The sequence below is a fragment of the Actinocorallia sp. API 0066 genome (assembly GCF_020991275.1).
Classification (GTDB): Bacteria; Actinomycetota; Actinomycetes; order Streptosporangiales; family Streptosporangiaceae; genus Actinocorallia.
Window position 1 is genome coordinate 631451 of sequence record NZ_JAJLQY010000002.1, and the last position, 25407, is coordinate 656857.

Annotated in this window: 13 protein-coding genes; 11 read left to right on the forward strand and 2 right to left on the reverse strand. The window is 75.1% G+C overall.

Features of this window, described 5'->3' with window-relative positions:
* The first annotated feature begins 89 nt into the window (after positions 1-89).
* From LO762_RS07690 to LO762_RS07725, 8 genes are all read left to right on the forward strand, one after another.
* Positions 90-1661 (forward strand): aromatic amino acid ammonia-lyase, encoded by a 1572-nt coding sequence (locus LO762_RS07690; RefSeq protein ID WP_230613510.1) that lies wholly within the window; start codon positions 90-92, stop codon positions 1659-1661.
* Positions 1662-1762: 101 nt separating this feature from the next.
* Positions 1763-2311 (forward strand): EF-hand domain-containing protein, encoded by a 549-nt coding sequence (locus LO762_RS07695; protein WP_230613512.1) that lies wholly within the window; start codon positions 1763-1765, stop codon positions 2309-2311.
* A gap of 81 nt (positions 2312-2392) precedes the next feature.
* Positions 2393-3415, forward strand: a complete 1023-nt coding sequence (locus tag LO762_RS07700) for a cyclopropane-fatty-acyl-phospholipid synthase family protein (protein WP_230613514.1) — start codon at positions 2393-2395, stop codon at positions 3413-3415.
* A complete protein-coding gene (locus tag LO762_RS07705) occupies positions 3408-4295 on the forward strand; it encodes an NAD(P)-dependent oxidoreductase (protein ID WP_230613515.1) in 888 nt (295 codons plus the stop codon). Before LO762_RS07700 ends, LO762_RS07705 begins: the two co-directional genes overlap by 8 nt.
* A gap of 27 nt (positions 4296-4322) precedes the next feature.
* On the forward strand, positions 4323-7628 hold the full coding sequence (locus LO762_RS07710; protein ID WP_230613517.1) for a type I polyketide synthase: 3306 nt from the start codon (positions 4323-4325) through the stop codon (positions 7626-7628).
* Between the two features lie 21 nt (positions 7629-7649).
* Entirely contained in the window at positions 7650-14012 is a 6363-nt protein-coding gene (locus LO762_RS07715; protein WP_230613518.1) for a type I polyketide synthase, read from the forward strand.
* A gap of 41 nt (positions 14013-14053) precedes the next feature.
* Complete coding sequence (locus LO762_RS07720; RefSeq protein WP_230613519.1) at positions 14054-20008, forward strand: type I polyketide synthase; 5955 nt, start codon at positions 14054-14056, stop codon at positions 20006-20008.
* A gap of 25 nt (positions 20009-20033) precedes the next feature.
* Complete coding sequence (locus LO762_RS07725; RefSeq protein ID WP_230613520.1) at positions 20034-21614, forward strand: aspartate aminotransferase family protein; 1581 nt, start codon at positions 20034-20036, stop codon at positions 21612-21614.
* 19 nt (positions 21615-21633) lie between these two features.
* On the opposite strand, the gene LO762_RS07730 is transcribed toward LO762_RS07725, so the two are convergent.
* Entirely contained in the window at positions 21634-22371 is a 738-nt protein-coding gene (locus LO762_RS07730; protein WP_230613619.1) for an SDR family NAD(P)-dependent oxidoreductase, read from the reverse strand.
* A 101-nt stretch (positions 22372-22472) separates the two neighbouring features.
* Positions 22473-23069: a TetR/AcrR family transcriptional regulator gene (locus tag LO762_RS07735; RefSeq protein WP_230613522.1), complete on the reverse strand. Its 597-nt coding sequence runs from the start codon at positions 23067-23069 to the stop codon at positions 22473-22475.
* Between the two features lie 78 nt (positions 23070-23147).
* Between LO762_RS07735 and LO762_RS07740 the strand changes: the two genes are divergently transcribed.
* From LO762_RS07740 to LO762_RS07750, 3 genes are read left to right on the forward strand one after another with little or no spacing between them, the layout of a single operon-like run.
* Positions 23148-23921, forward strand: coding sequence for an SDR family oxidoreductase (locus tag LO762_RS07740; RefSeq protein ID WP_230613524.1), 774 nt, complete (start codon positions 23148-23150; stop codon positions 23919-23921).
* A 4-nt stretch (positions 23922-23925) separates the two neighbouring features.
* On the forward strand, positions 23926-24396 hold the full coding sequence (locus tag LO762_RS07745) for a nitroreductase family deazaflavin-dependent oxidoreductase (RefSeq protein ID WP_230613526.1): 471 nt from the start codon (positions 23926-23928) through the stop codon (positions 24394-24396).
* Positions 24377-25396, forward strand: a complete 1020-nt coding sequence (locus LO762_RS07750; RefSeq protein WP_230613527.1) for an NADP-dependent oxidoreductase — start codon at positions 24377-24379, stop codon at positions 25394-25396. The genes LO762_RS07745 and LO762_RS07750 overlap by 20 nt, the downstream gene beginning before the upstream one ends.
* Positions 25397-25407: the final 11 nt, after the last annotated feature.

A 25407-nucleotide genomic window follows, 5' to 3' on the forward strand; every position in this document is an offset into this window, starting at 1 on the left:
GAATCGGAAGCGCCCCATGCCGTCGTTTGACCGGCCAGGTGATCTTGGTGTGGTGCAGTCGAGTCCGGCACACGGACGAGGAGGCAGGCATGACCCATCAGGATGTGCTCGACGACAGGCCGGAGGCCCCGGCGGGCCCGGACGGCACGCCGGTCCTCGAGGTGACGGGCAGGCTGACGACCGCGGACCTGGAGACCGCCGCGCGCGGCCCGGTGCGGGTGGCGATGGCCGACGACACCGCCGAGCGCGTCGCCGCAGGGCACGCCTACATGCTGTCGTGCGTCGCGGAGGGGCGTGACATCTACGGGGTGACGACGGGGTTCGGGAACCTCGTCGGTTTCGCCGGGCGCGCGACGGCGCACGAGCAGAGTGAGGGTTTCCTGAACTTCCTGACCGCCGGGCACGGCCGGGACCTGCCGCCGGAGGTCATGCGGGCGACGCTGCTGGCCCGCGTGTGGTCGCTGGCCAAGGGCCGCTCGGCGGTGTCCCCGGCCGCGCTGCGGACGCTGGTCGCGGTCCTGGAGACCTCGTTCGCCCCAGCCGTGCCTCGGATGGGTTCGGTCGGCGCGAGCGGCGACCTCATCCCGCTCGCCTACGCGGTGCGCGCGATGCAGGGCCAGGGCCACGCCTACGTGGACGGTGTGCGGGTGCCCGCCGCCGAGGCGCTCGACCGCTGCGGGGTCGGCCCGCTGCACCTGGCGGGGCGTGACGCCGTCGCGCTGGTCAACGGCACCTCGGTGACGTCGGCGGCGGCGGGCCTGGCGCTGGCGAGCCTCGCCCGCTCGGTGAACACCGCGGTCACCCTCACCGCGCTGCTCGCCGACCTGCTCGGCAGCGATCCGGGTTTCGCCGCCGCGCCGACCCTCGCCGCGTTCGGCCACCGGCACGGCGAGGACGTCGCCGCCGCGCTGCGCGCCCTGCTGGACGGGACGGCGCCGACCGGTGCCCGGCCGCTCCAGGAGCCGTACAGCATCCGGTGCAGCCCGCAGCTCATCGGCGCGGCGGCGGGCGCGCTCGACTACGCGGCGACGGTCGTCGGCGACGACCTCAACGGGATCAACGACAATCCGCTGTTCTTCGCCGAGGACCGGGTGGTCACGCACGGCGGCAACTTCTTCAGCCAGCCGGTGGCGTTCGCGGCGGACTCGATGTCGACGGTCGCCGCGCAGCTCGCCAACCTCGCCGAACGCCAGCTCGACCTGCTCACCGACACGCACCGCAACAGCGGCCTGCCGCCGATGCTGGCGACGGAGCCGGGCAGGCAGCACGGGGTGGTCGGCATGCAGATCGCGGCGACCGCGACGGTGGCGGCCATGCGCCGCGCCGCGACGCCGATCTCGGGCCAGAGCCTGCCGACGAACGGCCACAACCAGGACGTGGTGCCGCTGGGGACCCAGGCCGCCCTCACCGCGCTGGAGCAGGCGGAGCATCTGCGCTGGGTGCAGGGCGCGCTGGGCGTGGCGCTCCGGCAGGCCGGACACCTCAGCGCGCGGGGGGCCACCGCGCCCGCGTGCGCGGCGGTGCTGGGCGAGCTGGGTGGGGCGGTCGCGCCGATCGATCCGGACCGTCCCCTCGACGTCGACGTCCAGCGGGCGGCCGCGCTGCTCGACCGGCTCGCGGCGCGGCGGGCGCCCTGGCGCGGCGCACCAGCCGGTGCTTGAGAATTACAGCGCACGGTTGTTACATGATCACCGTACGTGGTCGGCTTCTGTCCGGCCATCGCCGATCGGCCTCCACGGGGGCCGCGAGGGAGATCCACCGTATGAACGACACCCAGCGCGAGCGGTTCAGCCGCCTCTTCGACCACCTGGACGCCGACGGCTCCGGCGCCATCGAGTGGCAGGACTTCGAGATCCTGGCGGGGCAGATCCTCAGCCGCACCGAGACCGAGCCGACCTCGCCCAGGGCCCGCGCCCTGCACGACGCCTACCGGACCGGCTGGGAGGCCCTCACCAGCACCGCCGACCTCGACGGGGACGGGCGGGTGACCCGCGAGGAGTTCCTGTCCCGGATCGACGACCCCGACGAGGGCCCGCGCTCGCTCCGCGCCGCCATCCACGCGGTGGGCGAGGCGGAGTTCCAGGCGATCGACACCGACGGGGACGGCAGGGCCACGCTCCCGGAGCTCCTGCGCGTGCTGGACGCCAAGGGCGGCTCGTCCAAGCAGGAGGCCGTCGCCGCCTTCGAGGCGCTGGACACCGACGGCGACGGCTCGATCTCGCTGGACGAGTACCGCACCGCCTGGGAGGTCTACTACCGGGCCGACGACCGGGACCAGGCCCACCGCGAACTCAACGCGATCTTCGCCTGACTCCGCACCGGGCATGGCCCGGACCGCGCGCCGCACCGGCCGGTCCGCGCCATGCCCACCACCACCGAGCCGAGGAGCCGCATGACCACCGCAGTTCAGCCCGCCCGCCCGGACTCGTTCGTGCACGGACCTTCGGCGGGGCACTTCTCGTCCTACATCGTCGCGGTCGCCCTCTCGGCCGCCTGCGAACTCGGGATCCTCGACGTCCTCGCCGACGAGGGCGCCTACCGCCTGGACCGGGACGACCGGGAACTCGACCCGGTGGTGGTGGAACGCCTGCTGAACGGGCTCGTCTGGGGCGACGTCGTGCGGGTCGCGGACGGGGTGGCGCGGCCGGGCCCCGGGTTCGCCGACGCGTACGCCGCGCGCGGCTACTTCTACTGGATGGTGCGCGGCTGCGGCGCGCTGTTCAGCGAGGCGCCCAGGGTGGCCCGGCGCGACCAGCGCGACGGCGCCTTCTACCGCCGCGACATGCGCGCGGTCGCGGTCGGCTCGCACCTGATCGCCGACACCGCCGTGGAGGGCCTGTACGACGCGCTGCTGGCCGAGCGGGAGTTCGGCGCCCTCGCCGACCTGGGGTGCGGTTCCGGCCGACGGCTGACGCGGGTCGCCGGGGGCCGTCCCGGCGTCCGGGGGATCGGCGTGGACATCGCGCCCGCCGCCGTCAAGCTCGCCGCCCGGTCCATCGAGGACGCGGGGCTCGCCGACCGGATCACGGTCTGTGAGGCCGACGTCCTGGACCTGCCCGCGATCCCCGGCGGCGAGCGCGTCGACGTGATCACCTGCTCCTTCATGGGGCACGACTTCTGGCCCTACGACCGGTGCGTCCGGACGCTGCGCGGGCTGCGCCGGGCGTTCCCCAACGCGGGCCGCTTCCTGCTGTGCGACGTGGCGCGCGCCACCCGGCGGCCCGGCCCGGACACCCCCCTCTTCACGCTCGGGTTCGAGCTGGTCCACGCCCTGATGGGTGTCTACCTGCCGACCCGCGACGAGTGGTTCGCCGCGTTCGCCGCGTCCGGCTGGCGCTGCGTCGCCGCCCACGACGTGACGGCCCCGCCCGGCGGCGTCATGTTCGACCTCGAACCCGTCGCGGCGCATGGCTGAGCCCGTCGCGGTCCTGGGTCTGGGCCTGATGGGTTCCGCGCTCGCCGGGGCGTTCCTGCGGCGCGGGCATCCGACGACGGTCTGGAACCGCTCGCCGGAAAGGGCGGCGCCCCTCGTCGCGCGGGGAGCGCTGCGGGCCGGGACGGTCGCCGAGGCGGTCTCGGCGGGCGGTCTCACCGTCGTCTGCCTCAGCGACAACGACGCGGTCTCGCGGACGTGTGAGTCCGCCGGACGCGCGTTTGACGGCCGGACGCTGGTGAACCTCACCTCCGGCACGTCACGGGAGGCCCGAGGGCTCGCCGCCTGGGCTGCCGACCAGGGCGCGGCGTACCTCGACGGCAAGCTCCTGGCGACCCCCGACACCGTCGGCGGGCCCGACACCGCTGTCCTCTACGGCGGCCGCCGCGAGCCGTTCGACGCCCACCACGCGACCCTCCGGGCGATCGGCGGCGGCCTCACCCGGCTCGGCGACGATCCGGGACTGCCCGCGCTGTACGACGTCGCGCTCCTGGACATCCTGTGGGCGAGCCTGAACGGGTTCCTGCACGCGTCGGCGCTCGTCGCCACCGAGGACGTCAGGGCCGGGGAGTTCGCGCCGTTCGCCGACCTGCTGTTCGCGGCCCTGCCCTCGTTCGTCGCCCGCTGCGCCCGGCAGATCGACGAGGGAGCCCACGCGGCCGAGGACTCCACCCTGGAGACGCACCTCCCGGCGGCCCGGAACCTCGTCGCCGAGTGCCTGGCCAGAGGCGTGGACGCCGACCCGCCCAGGCGGCTCAGGGCCGTCATCGAGAAGGCGATCGCCCAGGGCCACGGCAAGGACGGTTACGCCAGCGTCGTCGAGCAGTTCAGGAAGGCCCCGCTGGAGCACGGCGGCGGGTGACCGCACAGGACCGGGGGTGATGTCCACATGGCCGACGAGGAACAACTGCGCCGCTACCTCAGGCGGGCCGTGGCCGACGCGGTGGAGAGCCGCCGCGGCCTGCGCGAACTCCAGGACCGGACGCGCGAGCCGATCGCGATCATCGGCATGTCCTGCCGCTACCCGGGAGGGGTGGCCTCGCCCGAAGAGCTGTGGCGCCTGGTGGCCGACGGCGTGGACGCGGTGTCCCCCTTCCCCGACGACCGGGGCTGGCCGCTCGGCGACCTGTACGACGCCGACGCCGACGCGCCCGGCAGGTCCTACGTCCGGCACGGCGGCTTCCTCACCGGCGCCGACCTGTTCGACGCCGGGTTCTTCGGCATGTCGCCGCGTGAGGCGCTGGCCACCGACCCCCAGCAGCGGCTCCTGCTGGAGACCGCGTGGGAGGCGGTCGAACGGGGCGGAATCGCCCCCGACTCCCTGCGCGGCAGCCAGACCGGCGTCTACGTCGGGATCATGTACAACGACTACGGTTCCCGCCCGTTCCCGCCCGCGCAGGGCTACGAGGGCCACCTGTTCAGCGGCAGCGCGGGCAGCGTCGCCTCGGGACGGCTCGCCTACACCTTCGGGTTGGAGGGCCCGGCCGTCACCGTGGACACCGCGTGCTCGTCCTCCCTCGTCGCGCTGCACCTCGCGGTGACGGCGCTGCGCCGGGGCGAGTGCGACCTCGCGCTGGCGGGCGGCGTGACGGTGCTGGCCACGCCCAGGCCGTTCGTGGAGTTCTCCCGGCTGCGCGGCCTCGCGCCCGACGGCAGGTGCAAGCCGTTCGCGGCGGCCGCCGACGGCACCGGCTGGGCCGAAGGGGCGGGGCTGCTCCTGCTGCAACGGCTGTCCGACGCGCGCCGCGACGGCCGCCGGGTGCGCGCCGTCGTCCGGGGCAGCGCCGTCAACCAGGACGGCGCGTCCAACGGGCTGAGCGCGCCCAGCGGCCCGGCGCAGGAGAAGGTGATCCGCCGCGCGCTGGCCGACGCCGGGCTTACGGCCGCCGAGGTGGACGTTGTCGAGGCGCACGGCACGGGGACGCCGCTGGGAGACCCGATCGAGGCCCGCGCGCTGCTGGCGACCTACGGGGCCGGGCGTCCGGTGGATCGGCCGGTGTGGCTCGGTTCGTTGAAGTCGAACATCGGGCATGCCGCTGCGGCGGCCGGGGTGGGCGGTGTGATCAAGATGGTGGAGGCGCTGCGGCACGGCGTCCTGCCCCGCACCCTGCACGCCGAGGAGCCCACGCCCCGCGTCGACTGGGCGGGGGGTCCGCTGTCCCTGCTCGTGCGCGCGCGGGACTGGCCGAGGGACGGGCGTCCGCGCCGCGCCGCCGTCTCCGCGTTCGGTTTCAGCGGCACCAACGCGCACGTCGTCCTGGAGGAGGCGGACGACGCCGAGGTGCCCGCGCCCCGGTCGTCGGCGGGCGGGTTCCCGGTGCCGTGCGTGCTGTCGGCCAAGACGCCGGAGGCGGTGCGGGAGCAGGCGCGACGGCTGGCGGACCTGCTCGCCGAGGACCCGCGCGTCGGCCACGCGGACGCGGCGTTCTCCTCGGTGACGACGCGGGCGGCGCTGCCACACCGGGCGGTGGTGATCGCGGCGGACCGGGAGGAGCTGCGCCGAGGACTCGCGGAGATCGCCGAGGACGGGCTGTGTTCGATGGGGACGGTGCGCGGGGAACGGCAGGACGGGCGCCTCGCCTTTATGTTCACGGGTGGGGGAGCGCAGCACGCGGGGATGGCCGGGGGCCTTCGTGCCGCTTTCCCGGTGTTCGCGGCGGTGTTCGACGAGGTGTGTGCGGCGTTGGACGTCCATCTGCCGGGTCCGCTGCTTGCGGTGGTCGAGTCCGGGGAGGGGCTTGACCGGATCGACTACACGCTTGCCGCCACGTTCGCGGTGGAGGTCGCCCTGTACCGGCTCTTCGAGGACTGGGGCGTGCGCCCGGACTTTCTCGTTGGGCACTCCCTGGGCGAGATCAGCGCCGCCCACGTCGCCGACGTGTTCTCCCTCGCCGACGGCGCCGCCCTCGTCACCGCCCGGGGACGGATGATGCTCGCGCTGTCCGAAGGCGGGGCGATGGCAGCGGTGCAGGCGGCTGAGGACGAGGTGCGCCCGACGCTGGACGCGGCGGGCCGCGCGGTGATCGCCGCCGTCAACGGGCCCCACGACCTCGTCGTCTCCGGGGACGCGGACGCGGTGCTCGCCGTGGCCGCGCACTGGGCGGACCGTGGCAGGTTCACCCGACGGCTCCCGATCGGCTGCGCCTCGCACTCGCCGCGCATGGACCCGATGATCGGCGAGTTCCGGTCCCTGATCGGCGGCCTCGCACCCCGCCCGCCGCGCCTGCCCGTCGTCTCCACGGTGACCGGCGACATCGAACCCGACGACCGGTGGACGTCCCCGGACTACTGGGCCGAGCAGGTCCGCCGTCCGGTGCGTTTTCTGGACGCGGTGCGGACGCTGGAGTCCCTCGGTGTGACGACGCTGTTGGAGGTCGGTCCCGGTGACGTGCTGGCCGCGATGGCCGCGACCGGTGCCGAGAAGGCGGTGGCGATCCCCGCGCTGCGTCACGGGGAACCCGAGGCGCGCTGTGCCGTCAGCGCGCTGGGCGCGCTGCACGCGCGCGGGGTGACCGTCGACTGGGAACGCCTCTTCGCCGGGACCGGGGCCCGGCCCGTCGAGCTGCCGACCTACCCGTTCCAGCGGGAACGCCACTGGCTGAACCCGGACTCCCTCCCAGCCGAGAGCGACACACACCGGTTCGTCGGCCCTGCCGCAGGCCCGGCGGATCCGGCGGACACCGTCGTGTCCGGGTGGCCCGCCGAGATGAGCGACGCGGAACGCGGGCGGCGGGTGCTCGACCTCGTCCGCGCGGAGGCCGCCGCCGTGCTCGGGCTGCGCGACCCGGCCACGGTCGACGTCCGGCTGCGGTTCCGCGACCTCGGGTTCGACTCGCTGACGGCGGTCGCCCTGCGCAACCGGCTGGGCGCGGCCTGCGGCTTCCGGCTGCCGGTGACGGCGGTCTTCGACCATCCGACCCCGGCCGCGCTCGCCGACCTCCTGCTCGCGCGGATCGCGCACGGCGAGGCACCGCCCTCGCCCGTGCTCGCCGCGCTCGATCGGCTGGAGGAGGCCCTGGCGGCGGCGTCGGAAGTGGACGGCAGGGCGGCCGCCGACCGGCTCCGGGCGCTGCTGCGGCGGCGGCCGGACGAGCCGGACGACCCCGCGCCCGACCTCGCCGCGGCCTCGGCCGACGAACTGCTGGCGCTCATCGACCGCGAACTGGGCGGCGCCGCGCCGCACCCGCCGCACTAGGTAAGGACACGAGGCACCGACATGGCCGACGACGAGAGGCTGACCGACTACCTGAGGTCGGTCACCATGGAACTGCGCAGGGCGCGCGGCCGCATCGCCGACCTGGAACGGCGGGAGCCCGTCGCCGTCGTGGGCATGGCGTGCCGCTACCCGGGCGGGGTCGCCTCGCCCGGCGACCTGTGGCGGCTGGTCGCCGAAGGCCGCGACGCCATCACGGAGTTCCCGGCCGACCGGGGCTGGGACCTCGACGGCCTCTACAGCGCCGACCCCGACGCGCCGGGCACCTCCTACACCCGTGCGGGCGGCTTCCTGGCGCACGCGACGGAGTTCGACGCGGCGTTCTTCGGCATCTCCCCGCGTGAGGCGCTGGCGATGGACCCGCAGCAGCGGGTCCTGCTGGAGACCGCCTGGGAGGCGTTCGAACACGCGGGCCTCGACCCGGCGGCGCTGCGCGGCACGGCGGTCGGCGTCTTTGTCGGCGCGTCGGAGCAGTCCTACCTGGGGCTGCGCGGCCCGGCCGAGCTCGAAGGCCACCTGATGACAGGCAGGTTCGGGAGCGTCGCGTCGGGCCGGATCTCCTACACGTTCGGGCTTGAGGGCCCGGCGATCACCGTGGACACCGCGTGCTCGTCGTCGCTGGTCGCGGTGCACCTCGCGGTGCGCTCGCTGCACGCGGGAGAGTCGTCGCTCGCGCTCGCCGGAGGCGTGACGGTGATGGGATCGCCCGGCGGGTTCGTGGACTTCGCCAGACAGCGCGGGCTCGCCCCGGACGGCAGGTGCAAGTCGTTCGCCGCCGGGGCCGACGGCACGAGCTGGGCGGAGGGGGCGGGCCTGCTCCTGTTGCAGCGGCTGTCGGACGCGCGGCGCGACGGGCACCGCGTCCTCGCGCTGCTGCGAGGGTCGGCGCTGGGCCAGGACGGCGCGTCCAACGGCCTCGCCGCGCCGCACGGGCCCGCGCAGGAGAGGGTGATCCGCCAGGCGCTCGCCGACGCGGGGCTGGGGACGGCCGACGTGGACGCGGTCGAGGCGCACGGCACCGGCACCCGTCTCGGCGACCCGATCGAGGCGGGGGCGCTGCTGGCGACCTACGGCGCCGGGCGTCCGGCGGATCGGCCGGTGTGGCTCGGCTCGTTGAAGTCGAACATCGGGCATGCCGCTGCGGCGGCCGGGGTGGGCGGTGTGATCAAGATGGTGGAGGCGCTGCGACACGGCGTCCTGCCCGGCACGCTGCACGTGGACCGGGCGACGCCGCTCGTCGACTGGTCGGCCGGGTCCGTCGAGCTGCTGACCGAGCGGCGGCCGTGGCCGGAGACGGGACGGCCGCGCCGGGCGGCGGTGTCGGCGTTCGGGGTGAGCGGCACCAACGCGCACGTGATTCTGGAGGAGGCGCCCGAGCCCGACGCGGACACCGAGGCGGGTCCCGCGACGCGGCTCCCGGCGGTGCCGTGCGTGCTCTCGGCCAAGACGCCGGAGGCGTTGCGGGAGCAGGCGCGGCGGCTGGCGGCGCTGCTCGCCGGGGATCCGGGCGTCGGCCTGCTGGACGCCGCGTACTCCACGGCGACGACGCGGGCGGCGCTGCCGCACCGGGCGGTGGTGGTCGCGGCGGACCGGGCGGAGCTGATCCGAGGGCTCGACGGGATCGCCGAGGAGGCCACGGACGCGCTGCGCGGGCAGGAGCAGGACGGGCGGCTTGCGTTCATGTTCACCGGTGGGGGAGCGCAGCACGCGGGGATGGCCGGGGGCCTTCGTGCCGCCTTCCCGGTGTTCGCGGCGGTGTTCGACGAGGTGTGTGCGGCGTTGGACGTCCATCTGCCGGGTCCGCTGCTTCCGGTGGTCGAGTCCGGGGAGGGGCTTGACCGGATCGACTACACCTTGGCCGCCACGTTCGCGGTGGAGGTCGCCCTGTACCGGCTCTTCGAGAGCTGGGGCGTGCGTCCGGACTTCCTCGTTGGGCACTCCCTCGGTGAGATCAGCGCCGCCCACGTCGCGGGCGTCCTGTCGCTGCCCGACGCGGCGGCGCTGGTGACCGTCCGGGGACGGCTGATGCTGTCCGTGTCCGGCGGCGCGATGATCGCCGTCCAGGCCGCCGAGGACGAGGTGCGCCCGACGCTGGACCTCGACGGCGGGGCCGTGATCGCCGCCGTCAACGGGCCCCGCGACGTTGTCGTCTCCGGCGCCGAGGACGCCGTGCGCGCGGTGGCCGCCCACTGGGAGGCGCGCGGCCGCCAGGTCAAGCGGCTGCCGATCGGCTGCGCCTCGCACTCGCCTTGCATGGACCCGATGATCGAGGAGTTCCGCGCGTCCCTTCGCGGCCTTGCCTTCCACCCGCCGCGCGTCCCGATCGTCTCGACGGTGACCGGGCGGGCGGAGCCGGACGACCGGTGGACGTCCCCGGACTACTGGGCCGAGCAGGTCCGCCGTCCGGTGCGGTTTCTGGACGCGGTGCGGACGCTGGAGTCCCTCGGTGTGACGACGCTGGTGGAGATCGGGCCCGGTGACGTGCTGGCCGCGATGGCCGAGACCGGTGCCGAGAAGGCCACGGTGATCCCCGCGCTGCGTCACGGGGAACCCGAGGCGCGCCGCGCGGTGAGCGCGCTGGGCGCGCTGCACGTGCGCGGCGCGGGTGTCGCCTGGCCCGCGTTCTTCGCCGGGAGCGGCGCGCGCCCGGTGGAGCTGCCGACCTACCCGTTCCAGCGGGAGCGCTACTGGCTGCGGCCGCTCGCGGAGGGGCGGGCGGAACAGGGCGCGCACCCCTACGCCGACCCGCCCGTCATCCTGGCGGGCCGCGACGAGGTGGTCTGCGCCGCGACGGTGTCGGCCAGGTCCGCGCCCTGGCTCGCCGGGCGCACCCGGAGCGGCGCTCCGGTCCTCCCGGCGGCGGTACTGCTCGACCTTGTGACGTGGGCGGGCGACGAGGTCGGGTGCGCCGTCGTCGACGAGCTTGTGCTGGCGGGCCCCGTCGTACTGCCCGACCGGACGGCCCTGCGGCTCCAGCTCGTCCTCGGCCCGCCGGACGAGACGGGCGGGCGGGGGTTCACCGTCCACGCGGGCCTCGCCGAGGACCGGCCCGGCTGGACGGAGTGCGCCTCCGGCACGGTGCGCCGTGGCGTCGGCGGACCCGCGTGGGACCTCGCCGCCTGGCCGCCCCCCGGCGCCGAGCCCGTCACGCTGGGGACGGAACACGGCCGCCTGACGGCGGTGTGGCGCGCGGACGGCGACGTGTACGCCGAAGCCGTCCTGCCTCCCGGCACCCCGGTCGACGGGTTCGGGCTGCACCCCGCGCTGCTGGACGCCGTCCTGCACCACCCGGACACGCCGGGCGAGGTGGACCGGCTCCGTGACGTCCGCCTGCACGCGGTCGGCGCGACCGCCGTCCGCGCCCGGTTCGCCGCCGACGGGACGGTACGCGTGGCGGACGCGGCCGGACGGCCCGTCGCGTCCGTCGGCGCCGTCGGCGCCCGCGAGGTCGCGGCGGAAGAGGTCGCGACGGTGCGGGCCCGTGACGCGCTGTTCCGGATCGCCTGGCACCCGGCCGCCCCCACCCCCCGGACAGACGACGGGCGCTGGGTCCTCCTCGACGTCGCGGGCGAGGCCGCCGTGCCGTGCCCGGACGTGCGTGCCGCCCTGGGCGACCCCCCGGTGTTCGGCACCCTGGACGCGGCGCTTCGCGCGACCGGCGCGGGCGCGTCCCTGGTCGTCCCCTTCCGGTACCCGCCGGGCGGCGACGTGGTGGCCCGCGTCCACGACGCGACGCGCCGGGCCCTGGAACTCGTCAGGGCGTGGGCCAGGGACGACCGGGCCGCCGACCTGCCCCTCGTTGTGGTGACGCGGGGGGCGGTGCCGACGGAGCACGGCGGCGTGTCCGACCTGGCTGCCGCCCCGATCTGGGGCCTGCTGCGGTCGGCGCAGACCGAGATGCCGGGCCGCGTCACCCTGGTCGACCTGGACGGCGACCCCGCGTCGGCGGCCGTCCTGCCCGCGCTCGCGGCGTCCGGCGAGCCGCAGGCGGCGGTCCGTGGCGGCAGGGTGCTGGTACCGCGCCTGGCCCGCCTCGGGGCCGCCGCCCCCGCCGCGCGCGAGGTGTGGCGGCGGGACGGCACCGTGCTGATCACCGGAGCCACCGGCGCCCTGGGAAGGCTGTTCGCGAAGCACCTGGTCCAAACCCACGGGGTCGCCCGCCTCCTGCTGGTGAGCCGCCGTGGTCCCGCCGCGCCCGGCGCGGCGGCCCTGGCCGCCGAACTCAGCGCGCTCGGCGCGAAGGTCGCCTTCGCCGCCTGCGACGTCGCCGACCGCGCGGCGCTCGCCGCCGTCCTCGCCGCGCTCCCCGGTCCGCTCACCGCTGTTGTGCACACGGCGGGCGTCCACGACGACGGGCTGGTCACCGCGATGAGCGCCGACCGGCTCGCCGCCGTGCTCCGGCCCAAGGTGGACGCCGCGTGGCACCTGCACGACCTGACGCGCGGCCACGACCTGTCGGCCTTTGTGCTGTTCTCGTCCATCGGCGGCGTTCTCGGCGGCGCGGGGCAGGCGAACTACGCGGCGGCCAACACCTTCCTGGACGCGCTCGCCGAGCACCGCGCCGGACTCGGCCTGCCCGCGACGTCGCTGGCCTGGGGACTGTGGGGGGACGCCGGAGGCATGGAGAAGGGTTTCAGCGAGGCCGACCGCACCCGGATGTCCCGCTCCGGCCTGCGCCCCGTCACCGCGACCCTCGGCCCGCGCATGCTCGACACGGCGCTCGGTGAGGCGCACGCGGCTCTCGTCGCGACCCCGCTGGACCTGGCTGCGCCGCGCGCCCGGCGCGGCACGGTACCGCCGCTGTTCGGCGACCTGGCCGGGCGCACGGCCGGGCGGGACGTGCCGGTGGACGCCGTCGGCGCCGAGTCGCTGGCCGAGCGGCTGGCGGACCTGCCCGAGGAGGGCAGGCACGCGCTCGTGTCCGGCCTTGTCCGCGCTGAGGCGGCGCGTGCGCTCGGCCACGCGGGCCCCGACGCCGTCGGCCCCGACAGCCGCTTCACCGACCTCGGTTTCGACTCGCGGATCTCCGTCGACCTGCGCAACCGGCTCGCGGCCGCGACCGGGGTCCGGCTGCCCGCCTCCGTCGTCTTCGAGCACCCCACCTCGGCGGAGCTGGCCGACCGGCTGTGCGCCGAACTCCTCGGCACCGCGTCCGCCCGCACCGTCGACTTCGCCGCCGGGGTCCGGCTGGACGAGGACGTGCGGCCCGCCCGCGTGACGCACCCGGCGGTCACCGAACCGGGCGAGGTCCTGCTGACCGGCGCGACCGGATTCCTCGGCGCGTTCCTGCTCCGCGACCTGATGCGCACGACGCGCGCGCGGGTGCGCTGCCTGGTGCGCGGCGCCGACCGCGCCGACGCCGAACGGCGGCTGCGCGAGAACCTCGCGTGGTACCGGATCGGCGACGAGGTCGACCCGGCGCGGCTCACGGTCGTCGTCGGCGACCTCGCCGCCCCGCGACTCGGCCTCGCCGAAACGGAGTTCGACGACCTCGCGCGGCGTGCCGACGCCGTGTACCACGCCGGGTCCGTCGTCAACTGGCTCCTGCCCTACGCGGCGCTCGAAGCCGCCAACGTCGGCGGCGTCCGCGAGATCCTGCGGCTGGCGGCCCTGCACCGGACCGTCCCGGTCCACTACGTGTCGAGCACCGGTGTGTTCGCCGACGCCGCGAAGGGCGGCCCGCCGCTCGCCGCCGACGCGCCGACGGGGCCGCCGGAGGCGCTGTCCAACGGGTACCGGCAGAGCAAGTGGACGGCCGAGCGGGTCATCGAGATCGCGCGCGAACGGGGGCTGCCCGTGACCGTCTACCGGCCCGACTTCCTCTGGGGCGACCAGGCGGGCGGCGCCTGCCAGACGCGCGACTTCGTGTGGCTGAGCCTCAAGGGCATGATCCAGGCCGGAGGGGCGCCCGCCGGACTGTCCGGGACGGTGCACATGGTGCCGGTGGACTACGCCGCCGCCGCGATCGTGGCGCTGTCCCGCAGGCCGGAGGCCGTCGGCCGGACCTTCCACCTGTACGGCCGGGACGGCGTCGAGTACCGCCATCTTGTGGAGCGCCTCAGGGCGGCGGGCTACCGGCTGCCCGAGCGGGACCCGGCGTCCTGGCGGGCCGCTGTGCTGGCCGACCCCGGCAACGCGGTACGCCCCCTGCTCGACGTCTTCCTGCGCGTCCTGGACGGCGGCATAGGCACCCCGCCGGTCGACGTGACGGAGACCGAGGCGGCGCTCGCGGGCACCGGCATCGGGTGCACGCCCCTCGACGACGGGCTGTTCGCGAAGTCGGTGGACTTCTTCGTCGCGTCGGGCTACCTGCCCGCCGCGCCGCGCCCCGCCGACCGGGCGCGGGAGCGCGCCGCCGCCCTGTGACCCGCTGTGCCCACGACCCTGTGACGACCCTGGAGGCGACGATGCGTGTGGATCTCAGCCCGGTGACCGCGGTGCTCGGGCAGGCGGGCCGGTCCTGCGCCGGTCCCGCGCTGCGGTACGAAGGCGCCGAGATCGGCTACCCGGCCCTCGCGGACCGGGCGGGGCGCCTCGCCGGGGTGCTCGCCGCCGGAGGCGCGGCCGGGGGCTGCCGCGTCGCCTACCTCGGGCGCAACAGCCCGACCCTCCTCACGACCCACCTGGCCTGCGCGTGGCTCGGCGCGGTCTTTGTCCCGGTGAACCCCCTGCTGCGGCCGGACGAGCTCGGGGAGGTCCTCACCGACTGCGACCCGCACACCCTCGTGGTGGAGCCCGAGCACGTCGCCGAGGTGGAGGCGGTCCACGCGTCGGGGCACCGGCGACTGCTGCTCGTCGACGACGACCCCATGGCGGGCCCGGTGGATTCCGGCGTCCCCTCGGAGTTTTCCTGGACGCCGCTGCGCGCCGCGCTGGCCGAGGCCGACCGCCCGGAACCCGTCGCGTGCAAGGCCGACGACCTGGCCGTCCTGCTGTACACCTCCGGCACGACCGGGCGGGCCAAGGGCGTCCGGCTCACCCACGGGAACCTCTGGTGGAACGGCGTGAACGTCGGCTGGGCCACCGGCACGACCGGCCGCGAGGTCAACCTCGCCGTCACCCCGCTGTTCCACATCGGCGCGCTGAACTCCTTCACTCTGCGCGCCCTCGCCCACGGCGGGACGACCGTGTTGCGCCGGGCGTTCGACCCCGACGTGATCCTCGCGGACCTGGTCGAGCACCGGGTCGGCACGCTCCTCGGGGTGCCGTCGGTGTACGCGGCGGTGGCCAGGACGCCGGGTTTCGCCGACGCCGACCTGTCCGGGCTGCGCGTCGCGGTGGTGGCGGGCGCGCCGGTGCCGCCCGCGCTGATCGAGGAGTACGCGGCGCGCGGCGTCCTGCTCCGGCAGGCGTGGGGGCTCACCGAGACCGCGCCGTTCGCGACGCTCCTCCCGGCCGACCAGCGCAAGTCCGGATCGGCGGGCCTCCCCATGCCGTTCACCCGGATCCGGCTGGTCGACCCGGAGACCCGCGCGCCGGTCACCGAGCCGGGGGCGCGCGGCGAGGTCTGTGTGCGCGGCCCGAACGTCACCGCTGGGTACTGGCGGGCCCCCGACGCCGACGCGGCCGCGTTCGCCGACGGCTGGTTCCACAGCGGGGACATCGGCGAACTCGACGCCGACGGCCACCTGTACCTCGTCGACCGCCTGAAGAACATGGTCATCACCGGCGGCGAGAACGTCTACCCGGCCGAGGTCGAGCGGGCCCTGGCCGGGTGCCCCGGCATCGTGGAGGCGGCGGTCGCGGGGGTTCCGCACGAGACGCGGGGTGAGGCCGTCGTCGTCGTCGCGGTCCCGGCCGAAGGCGCGCGGCCCACGCTCGACGGCGTCCGCGCCCATCTCGCCCCCCGGCTCGCCGCCTACAAGCTGCCGGTGCGCCTGCACCTGGTCGGCGCGCTGCCGCGCAACGCCACGGGCAAGATCGACCTCGCGGCGCTGCGGGCCCTGCTGCCCGCCGGGCCACCGCCGTCCCCCGACGTCGCGGGACGACGGCTCGAAGACCTCGTGGAGGAGGCGACCGCCGCCGCGCTGGGGCACACGCCGCCGGGGCTGCGCGCCGGTGCCGCGTTCGCCGACCTCGGTGTGGACTCGCTCGCCGCCGTCGACCTCCGCGACCGGCTGGCCGAGGCGACGGGGATCGCGCTGCCCGCGTCCCTCGTCTTCGACCACCCCACTCCCGCCGCCGTCACCGAGCACCTCCGGTCGCGGCTCCGGGGTCGGTCCGACCGCCGTGATCCGGCCGTCGGCGCGTTCGCCGAGCCGATCGCGATCGTGGGGATCGGCGTGCGGCTGCCGGGCGGGGTGAGCGGCCCGCAGGCGCTGTGGGAGTTGCTGGCGCGCGGCGGCGACGCGATCTCGGAGTTCCCGGCGGACCGGGGCTGGGACCTGGCGGCCCTGCGCGACCCCGGCTCGCCCGGCGGCTCGGCCACCCGGCACGGCGGCTTCCTGCGCGAAGCCGCGCTGTTCGACGCCGAGTTCTTCCAGATCGCGCCGCGCGAGGCGCTGGCGATGGACCCGCAGCAGCGCCTGCTGCTGGAGACCTCGTGGGAGGCGCTGGAGCACGCGGGGATCGACCCGGTCTCGCTGCGCGGGCTCGACGTGGGCGTCTTCCTCGGCCTGTTCGCCAACGGGTACACCGAACGCCTCCCGGCCCGCGTGGACCTGGACGGCTACCGCACGACCGGCGGGCTTACGAGCATGGCGGCCGGGCGGCTCGCTTACGTGCTCGGGCTATGCGGCCCGGCCTTGGTCGTCGACACCGCGTGCTCGTCGTCGCTGGTCGGGCTGCACCTCGCCGTCCGGGCGCTGCGGGCGGGCGAGTGCACGATGGCGCTGGCCGGGGGCGCCACGGTGATGGCGGGCCCCGAGGGCTTTGTGGAGTTCTCGCGGCAACGCGGGCTTGCCCCGGACGGACGGTGCAAGTCCTTCGCCGACGCGGCCGACGGCACCGCCTGGGGGGAGGGCGTCGGCGTGCTGGTCCTGGAACGCCTGGCGGACGCCCGCCGGGCCGGGCACGACGTGCTGGCGCTCGTCCGGGGCTCGGCCGTCAACCAGGACGGTGCGTCGAACGGGCTCACCGCCCCGAACGGCACCGCCCAGCAGCGGGTGATCCGCCGCGCGCTGGCCGACGCGGGCCTGTCGCCCGCCGACGTCGACGCGGTCGAGGCGCACGGCACCGGCACCGTCCTCGGCGACCCGATCGAGGCCGAAGCGCTGCTCGCCTGCTACGGGCGGGAGCGGAGTGAGCCGCTGTTCCTCGGGTCGCTGAAGTCGAACGTCGGCCACACCCAGGCGGCGGCAGGGGTGGCTGGGGTGGCGAAGATGGCGCTTGCGCTGCGCCACGGTGTCCTGCCCCGCACGCTGCACGTCGACCGCCCGTCCGGGAAGGTCGACTGGTCGTCGGGCTCGGTCGCCCTGCTGACCGAGCGGGTCGCCTGGCCTGAGCGCGGGCGGCCCCGGCGCGCCGCCGTGTCGTCCTTCGGGATCAGCGGCACCAACGCGCACGTGATCCTCGAACAGGCACCGGCGGAGACGGCGCCGCCGGAACCGGAGGAGGCGGACGGGCCGGTGCCGGTGGTCGTGTCGGCCCGGTCGGCCCGTGCCCTCGCCGAGCAGGCCGGGCGGTTCGCGGCGGCCCTGGACGCGGGCGTCGGGCTCGCCGACCTCGCCAGATCCGCGACGGCGAGAACGGTGTGGGAACACCGCGCGGTGGTCGTGGCGGCAGACCGCGACCAGGCCCTCGACGGCCTGCGCGCGCTCGCCGAGGGCCGGGACGCCGCGTCCGTGGTCGGCCCGGCGGAAGGCGGGCCCGGCCGTACCGTCTTTGTCTTCGCGGATCGCGCCGCGCCGTGGCCGTCCGACCCGTCGTGGTCGGCCGAACCGGCGTTCGCCGCCCGCCTGGCCGAATGCCGCGCCGCCCTGGCCCCCCACCTGCCCGGTTCCGGGTGGGACGGCCCGGAGAACGCCGGGCCGAGGGACTTCGCCGTGATGCTCTCCCTCGCCGCGCTCTGGCGTTCCCACGGCGTGCGGCCGGACGCCGTCATGGGCACCGGAACGGGGGAGATCGCGGCGGCCTGCGTCTCCGGCGCGCTCTCCCTGGCCGACGCCGCCCGCCTCGTCGCCGCCCGGTCGCCGGTGCCGCACCCCGCACCCGGTGACGGCGAGCCGGTGGGGGAGGCGGTTGCGGTGCGCGATCCCGAGGTGCCCTGGTACCGCGCGACGGGCGACCGGGTGCGCGGCGGCGGACACCGGTTCGGCGCTCCGGCGGCACTCGGGGACGCCGCCCGGACGCTGGCCGCGCGCGGATTCGGCGTGTTCGTCGAGATCGGCACGGGCCCGGAGGCGTCGGCCGTGCGGGAGTCCCTTGCCGGGACGGAAGCCGCCGGGTGTGGGGGAGGGGACGGCGGAGCCTTCGTCAGCGCGCTGGCGGAGGCGTTCGTCCTGGGCGCGAAGGCCGACTTCACGCCGACGCTGCGCGGCAGGGGCCGGACGGTGCCGCTGCCGACCTACCCCTTCCAGCGGAGTCGGTACTGGTGGAACTCCCAGGGTTCCGCCGGACCTCCGGCCGAGGGCGACGCCCCGGCGCTGTTCCACGTGGCCTGGACGCGCGTCGGAACGCCCGGCGCCGGGCCCCGGACGGCCACCGTGACGCGGGCGCAAGATCTCGCGGCGGTCGCCGCTGGGGCAGTCCCCGTGCTGCTGCCGGAAGACGGCGGCGCGTCGCCGGACCCGACTTCGTCGGGAGCGCCTCCGGTTCTGGCGCGGGCGGCGGTCAACCGGGTGCTCGACGTGCTCAGGGCGTTCCTGGCGGAGCCCGGGGGCCGGGGACGGCGGCTCGTGGTGGCCACTCGGGGCGCGGTGGCCGTCGCCGACGGCGAGTCCGTGGACCCCGTCGGGTCTGCGGTTTGGGGGGCGGTGCGGGCGGCGCAGCGGGAGCACCCCGGCCGGTTCGCACTTGTTGATCTTGACGAGTACACCGAGGCGTCCCTCGCCGTCGCGGCGTCGGCCGAAGAACCAGAGACAGCCGTGCGCAGCGGTGCGGTCTGGGCGCCCCGGCTCCGCCGGGCCGGGCTCGCGGAGGCGCCGGGACGTCTCGACCCCGGCGGCACGGTCCTCATCACCGGGGGCACCGGCGCGTTGGGCGGGCTGGTGGCCCGGCACGTCGTGGTGGCGCACGGGGTGCGTAGCGTGCTGCTGGCGTCCCGCCGGGGCGAGGCGGCGCCGGGCGCGGCGGAGCTGCGGGCGGAGCTGCGGGCGCTCGGCGCGCGGGTGGACCTCGCCGCCTGCGACGTCGGCGTCCGGGACCAGGCGCGGGCGCTGCTCGACCGCGTCCCGCACGACGCGCCGCTGACCGCGGTGATCCACACGGCGGGTGTCCTGGACGACGCTGCCGTTGGCGCGATGGACGCGGACCGCGTCGACCGGGTCTTCCGGGCGAAGGCCGACGCCGCGATGTGGCTGGACGAACTCACCCGAGGTCTGCGCCTCGACGCCTTTGTCCTCTTCTCCTCGGTCGCGGGCGTGCTGGGCACCGCGGGGCAGGCCAACTACGCGGCGGCGAACGCCTTCCTCGACGGGATCGCGCACGCCCGCCGCGCGCGGGGCCTGCCCGCGACGTCCCTGGCCTGGGGTCTCTGGGACGTCGAGGGCGGCATGGGCGGGCGGCTCGGGAAGGCCGAGCTGGATCGCCTCTCCCGCACGGGCCTGCGCCCGGTCGCCGGGGCGGACTGCCTGCGGCTGCTGGACTCCGCGCTCGGCCAGGGCGCGCGTGATCACGCGGTGCTCCTGCCGATCGCGCTCGACCTGCCCGTCCTGCGCGGGCAGGCCGACGCGGGCCGGTCGCAGGCGGTGTTCGGGGAGCTGGTCCCGCCGCGTCGGCCGAAGTCCGTGCCGACCGGTGCCGCGCCCGTCCGGCCCGGCGACCTCCTCGACCTGGTGCGCGCGGAGGCGACCGCGGTCCTCGGCCGGGACGGAACCGAGCCGATCGGGGTCGAACAGTCGTTCGAGAGTGCCGGGATCGACTCGATCACCGCGCTGGAACTCCAGGAACGCCTCAGCGAGGCGACCGGTGTGGATCTTGTCGAGACGCTGGTGTTCGACCATCCGACACCGGCCGCCGTCGCCGCGCACCTGCGGGCCCGGCTGGCCGCCCGCACCCGGCTCGCCGCGCTCGGCGCGCTGGCGGACGCGCTCGCCGAGCCGCCCGCCGACGAGGCGGAACGCCGCCTGGTCGCCGACCGCCTGCACGCGTTCCTCGACCGTCTGGGCGTGCCCCGCACCCCCGCGCCGGAGACCGCCGGACCCGCCGACCTGGACGCGGCGAGCGACGACGAACTTTTTGCGTTCATCGAGCAGAGCCTGTGAACCGCAGCGCGAAGGAGCCACCACCATGTCATCCGCCGTCATCACGGCCGGGACCGACCCGGCCCGAACCGACCTCGCCGAACCGCACATGGCCGAGACCCTGGCCGTGCTCGGCCTGGCCGTCGAATACGTCCGGGCTGAGGGCGACACCCTCTACTACCGCGACGGGCGGGGCGAGGAGAAAGCGGTGCTCGACCTCGTCGGGGCCTTCGGCGCGACGATCCTCGGCCACCACGACCCCGACGTCGTCGCTTACGCCAGGTCCCTGCTGGACGCCCGGCTGCCGGTGTACGCCCAGTTCTCGCTCCACCCCTACGCCGACGCCGTGGCACGGCGACTCAACCGCGTCCTGGAACGTGAGTTCGGGGAGGCCGAACCCTACTTCGCGGTCTTCGCCAACAGCGGCGCGGAGGCCAACGAGGTCGCCCTCAAACACGCCGAACTCGACAGGGTGACGCGGCTCGCCGAACTGCGCGAGACGCTGCGGGCGAACCGGGCGAAGGCCAGGACGGCGCTGGCGGAGGGCGGCGCGGTCCTGGCGGACGACGCCCGCGCGGCGCTCGGCGTCGACGGCGCGGAAGCCCTCCTGGACGCCGCCGCGCGGGCCGAGACCGAGCGGCTGGCCGCGCCTCCCGTCCTGCTGGCCCTGGAGGGCTCCTTCCACGGCAAGCTCGTCGGGAGCGTGCAACTGACCCACAACCCGGCCTTCCGGCTGCCCTTCGGCTCGCTCGCCGCGCGGTGCCTGTTCGTTCCGGCGGACCGTCCCGACGAGCTCGCACGGATCGTGGAGGGCGAGCGCAGGACGGTGGTCGACTTCGCCGTCGACGCCGGAGTCGTCCGGGTCGTCGAGCGCGAGGTGCCGGTTTTCTGCGCGTTCGTCCTGGAACCCGTCCAGGGGGAGGCGGGCATCAGGGCGCTCAGCGAGGAGACCGCGCGGACCGTCCAGCGCGTCTGCGCGTCGGTCGGCTGCCCGATCGTCGTCGACGAGGTCCAGTCCGGCATGGGCAGGTGCGGGTCCTTCTTCGCCAGCGCGGCGATCGGCCTCCGGGGCGACTACTACACCCTCGCCAAGAGCCTCGGCGGCGGTGTGGCCAAGGCCGCGGTGACCCTTGTGCGCGCCTCCCGCTACCGCCGCGACTTCGACCTGATCCACAGCTCGACCTACGCCAAGGACGGGTTCTCCACCCGGATCGCGGGAAAGGTCATCGACCTCCTTGAGGCGGACGGCGGCGCCGCCTACCGCCTCGCGGCCGCGCGGGGCGCGGCGCTGATGACGGAACTCCGCGCCGTCCAGGCCGCCTACCCGGACGTCGTCAGGGACGTCCGGGGCAGAGGGCTGATGGCCGGGCTCGAGTTCCACGACCAGTCGGCGTCGGCCGCGCCGGAGATCCGCGCGCGCGCCGACATGTTCGGCTACTTCGCCTCCGGGTACCTTCTGCGCGCCCACGCGATCCGCGTCTTCCCGACGGCCAGCGCCGTGCACACCCTGCGCTTTGAGCCGTCGATCCGGCTCACCGACGCCGACATCGCCCGCACCGGCGCCGCGCTGCGCGACCTGTGCGGCGTCCTGCGCGCCCAGGACGCGGCGCGGCTGCTCGACCGGTAGGAACGCGGCGGCCTGCCGTTCAGGCGAGCAGGCCGCCGTCCACGACGTACCCCGCGCCCGTGACGAACCTGGCCTCGTCCGAGGCGAGGAACAGCACCACGGCGCTGACCTCCTCCGGCGCGCCGATCCGGCCGAGCGGCGACATCCGCTTCATCATCAGGACGGCTTCCTCGCTCCCCGGCGCGTCGTGCAGCATCGCCGTGTCGATCGGCCCCGGATGCACCGAGTTCACCCGGATGCCCTTGGGGCCGAACTCCTTGGCCGCGACCCTCGTCATCCCGTAAGCGGCGAACTTCGACGCGGTGTAGCCGACGGCACCGGCCTCGCCGACCAGCGACGAGATCGAACAGATGTTGACGATCGAGCCGCGCCCGCCGCGCGCCATCGCCCCGGCGACGGCCTTCATACCGAGGAACACCCCAAGCGTGTTCACCTCCCACTCCCCCCGGAACCGCTCCTCACTCATCCTCTCGATCGGCTCATGGACCGCCGTCCCCGCGTTGTTCACCAGGATGTCCACCGCCCCGAACGTCTCCTCGGCCGTAGCGACAACCCGCGCCCAGTCATCAGCCGACCGCACGTCATGCCGAACGAACACCGCCCCCTTCCCGATCCCCGCCGCGACCTCCGCCCCCGCCCCGTCCACGTCGGTCAGCACCACCCGGGCCCCCTCACCCGCCAGCACCCGCGCATGACACGCCCCCATACCCCGAGCCCCCCCGGTCACGATCGCGACCCGCCCCTGAACCCTGCCCATACCCGTCCCCCGATCCCCCGCCCGGACGGCCGCCCGGACCAGCGGATCATCGCGCACCCGACCCCACCCCGCCTACCGGACACGCGCCGAACGTCCGAGCATCAGGTCCAGGGCCAGGATGTGAGGGCCAGGGCGGCGACGGCTTCCAGTTCGGTGCGGGTGGCGCCGTCGCGGGCCTGTTGGGCCATGCCCTGGAGGGTCACGCTGGTGAAGAGGGCGAGGGAGTGGGGGTCGGTGTCGGAGGGGAGTTCTCCGGCGCTGGTCGCGGACTTGATGAGGTGTTCGAAGGCTTTGACGTCGGAGGCGCGCAGGGTGCGGAGGGCCTGTTCGACGTCGGGGGAGCTGCAGTTGACGGCGGCGCTGATCACCAGGCAGCCGGGGGGACGGTCGGGGCGGGTGTACTCGGAGGCGGCCTCGCGCAGCAGGCGTTCCACGCCGCGTCTGAGGGTCGGTTCCTCCACCAGCGCCCTGGCCATGAACGCGTGATACGTCCGGCCGTAGGACCGTACGACCTCGTCGAACAGCTGCCGTTTGCTGCCGAAGGCCGCGTAGAGGCTGGGGGCGCCCATGCCCATCGCGGCGGTCAGCTCCGCGATGGAGGTCGCCTCGTAGCCGCGGTCCCAGAACAGGACAAGGGCCTGTTCCAGGGCGGCGGCGCGGTCGTATCCCCTGGGGCGTCCCCGTCGCGTCGTGCTCATCCACGAATTCTATATCGATCGCTAGAAAACGTGCTACGGTTCAAATTCTGTAGCGATCGTTCGAAAAAGGGAGCAGGGATGGGAACGCTCGAAGGCAAGACGGCGCTGGTCACCGGCGGTAGCCGCGGCATCGGCCGGGGGATCGCCGAGCGGCTGGCCGCCGACGGGGCGCTGGTCGCCGTCCACTACGGGAGCAACCAGGCCGCCGCCGACGAGACACTGGCCGCGATCAGGAACGCGGGCGGCACCGCGTTCCTCGTCCGCACCAGGCTCGGCGAGCCGGGCGACGCCGAGGCGCTCTGGGCGGCGTTCGACGAGGGCGTCGTGGAGTTCACCGGCACCCGCGGCGTGGACATCGTGGTCAACAACGCCGGTGTCATCACCTACGCGCCCATCGGCGACACCACCGACAAGGAGTTCGACGAGGCTTTCGCCGTCAACGTCAGGGCGCCGTTCTTCATCCTCCAGCACGGCCTGTTCAGGCTCCGCGACGGCGGCCGGATCATCAACATCTCCTCCGCGACGGCCCGGATGGCGCTGCCAGTGACCATCGCCTACTCGATGACCAAGGGCGCGCTCAACACCCTGACCCACACCCTCGCCCTGGAACTCGGGCGGCGCGGCATCACCGTCAACGCGGTCGAGCCCGGCGTCATCGACACCGACATCGCCTCATGGCTGGCCGACCCGCAGCTCCGGGAGCGGGCCGCCGCCCTGTCGGCGTTCGGCCGGATCGGGGCCCCCGCCGACATCGCCGACGTCGTGGCCTTCCTCGCCTCGCCCGACGCGCGCTGGATCACCGGCCAGACCATCGACGCGACCGGCGGCACCCTCCACGGCTTCACCCTCTGACGCCATGACGTCGCACGGAGACTACGAGCCCAGCCCGTTCCGGCGGATCCGCGACCAGGTCGCGCGGTACGAGGCGACCGACGGCCGCGAGGGCGGCACGCTGGAGGACAGACCGGTCATCATCCTCAGCCACCGCGGCGCCAAGACCGGGAAGCTCCGCAAAACACCGCTGATGAGGATCGAGTACAACGGCGGCTACCTCGCCGTCGCCTCCTACGGCGGCGCGCCCGACCATCCCGTCTGGTACTACAACCTGCTCGCCCATCCGCTCGTCGAGGTACGCGACGGCGCGACCTCGCGGGCGTTCCGGGCCCGCGAGGTGTCCGGCGCCGAGAAGGCCGAGCTGTGGAAGACGGCCGACGCGGCATGGCCGCACTTCCCCGAGTACCGCGCCAGGACCGACCGGGAACTTCCCGTGTTCGTCCTGTCCCCGACCCCTGACCAGGAGACCTCCGATGCCCGTGACCAGCCGTGAATGGCACCTTGCCTTCCGTCCGAACGGCGAACCGGACCACGCCGACTTCGCCCTGACCACCACGACGGTGCCCGACCCGGGGCCGGACCAGATCCTCGTCCGTAACGACTGGCTGTCGGTCGACCCGTACATGCGCGGCCGGATGGACGCCGCCGAGTCCTACTTCCCGCCGTTCGGACTCGGCGAGGCCATGACGGGCAGCGCGGTCGGCACCGTGGTCGGTTCCGGCGCCGACGGGGTGCCCGTCGGGACGGTCGTCTCCCACTTCCTCGGCTGGCGCGAGTACGCCCTGTTGCCCGCCGCCTCCGTCCAGGTGCTCGACCCCGAAGTCGCCCCCGTCCAGGCGCATCTCGGGGTGCTCGGCGTCACCGGACTCACCGCCTACGCCGGACTCAAGGAGATCGCCCCGGTCAAGGAGGGTGACGTCGTCTTCGTCTCCGGCGCCGCGGGGTCCGTCGGATCCGTCGCGGGCCAGATCGCCAAGCGCCTGGGCGCCTCCTGGGTCATCGGCTCGGCCGGGGGCCCGGAGAAGGCCCGGCGCCTGGTCGAGGACTTCGGGTTCGACGTGGGGCTCGACTACCGGGAGGGCGACCTGGCCGACCAGCTCGCCAAGGCGGCCCCCGACGGCATCGACGTGTACTTCGACAACGTCGGCGGCGACCACCTCCAGGCGGCGCTCGGCCTGATGAAGCTCCACGGACGCGTCGCCCTGTGCGGCGCGATCTCCGTCTACAACAGCACCGAACTCCCACCCGGCCCGAGCAACCTGCCGCTCGCGATCGGCAAGCGCCTCTCGCTGCGCGGCATGAACGTCATGGACCACTTCGACCTGGCCGCGGACCACGTCGAACAGACCACCGCCTGGCTACGCGACGGATCACTACGCACCGCGGAGACCGTAGTCGACGGCATCGACAACGCCGTCGAAGCCTTCCTGTCCATGATGCGCGGCGCCAACACCGGCAAGATGCTCGTCCACCTCACCCCCACCACCCCCTGACCAACCCCCGC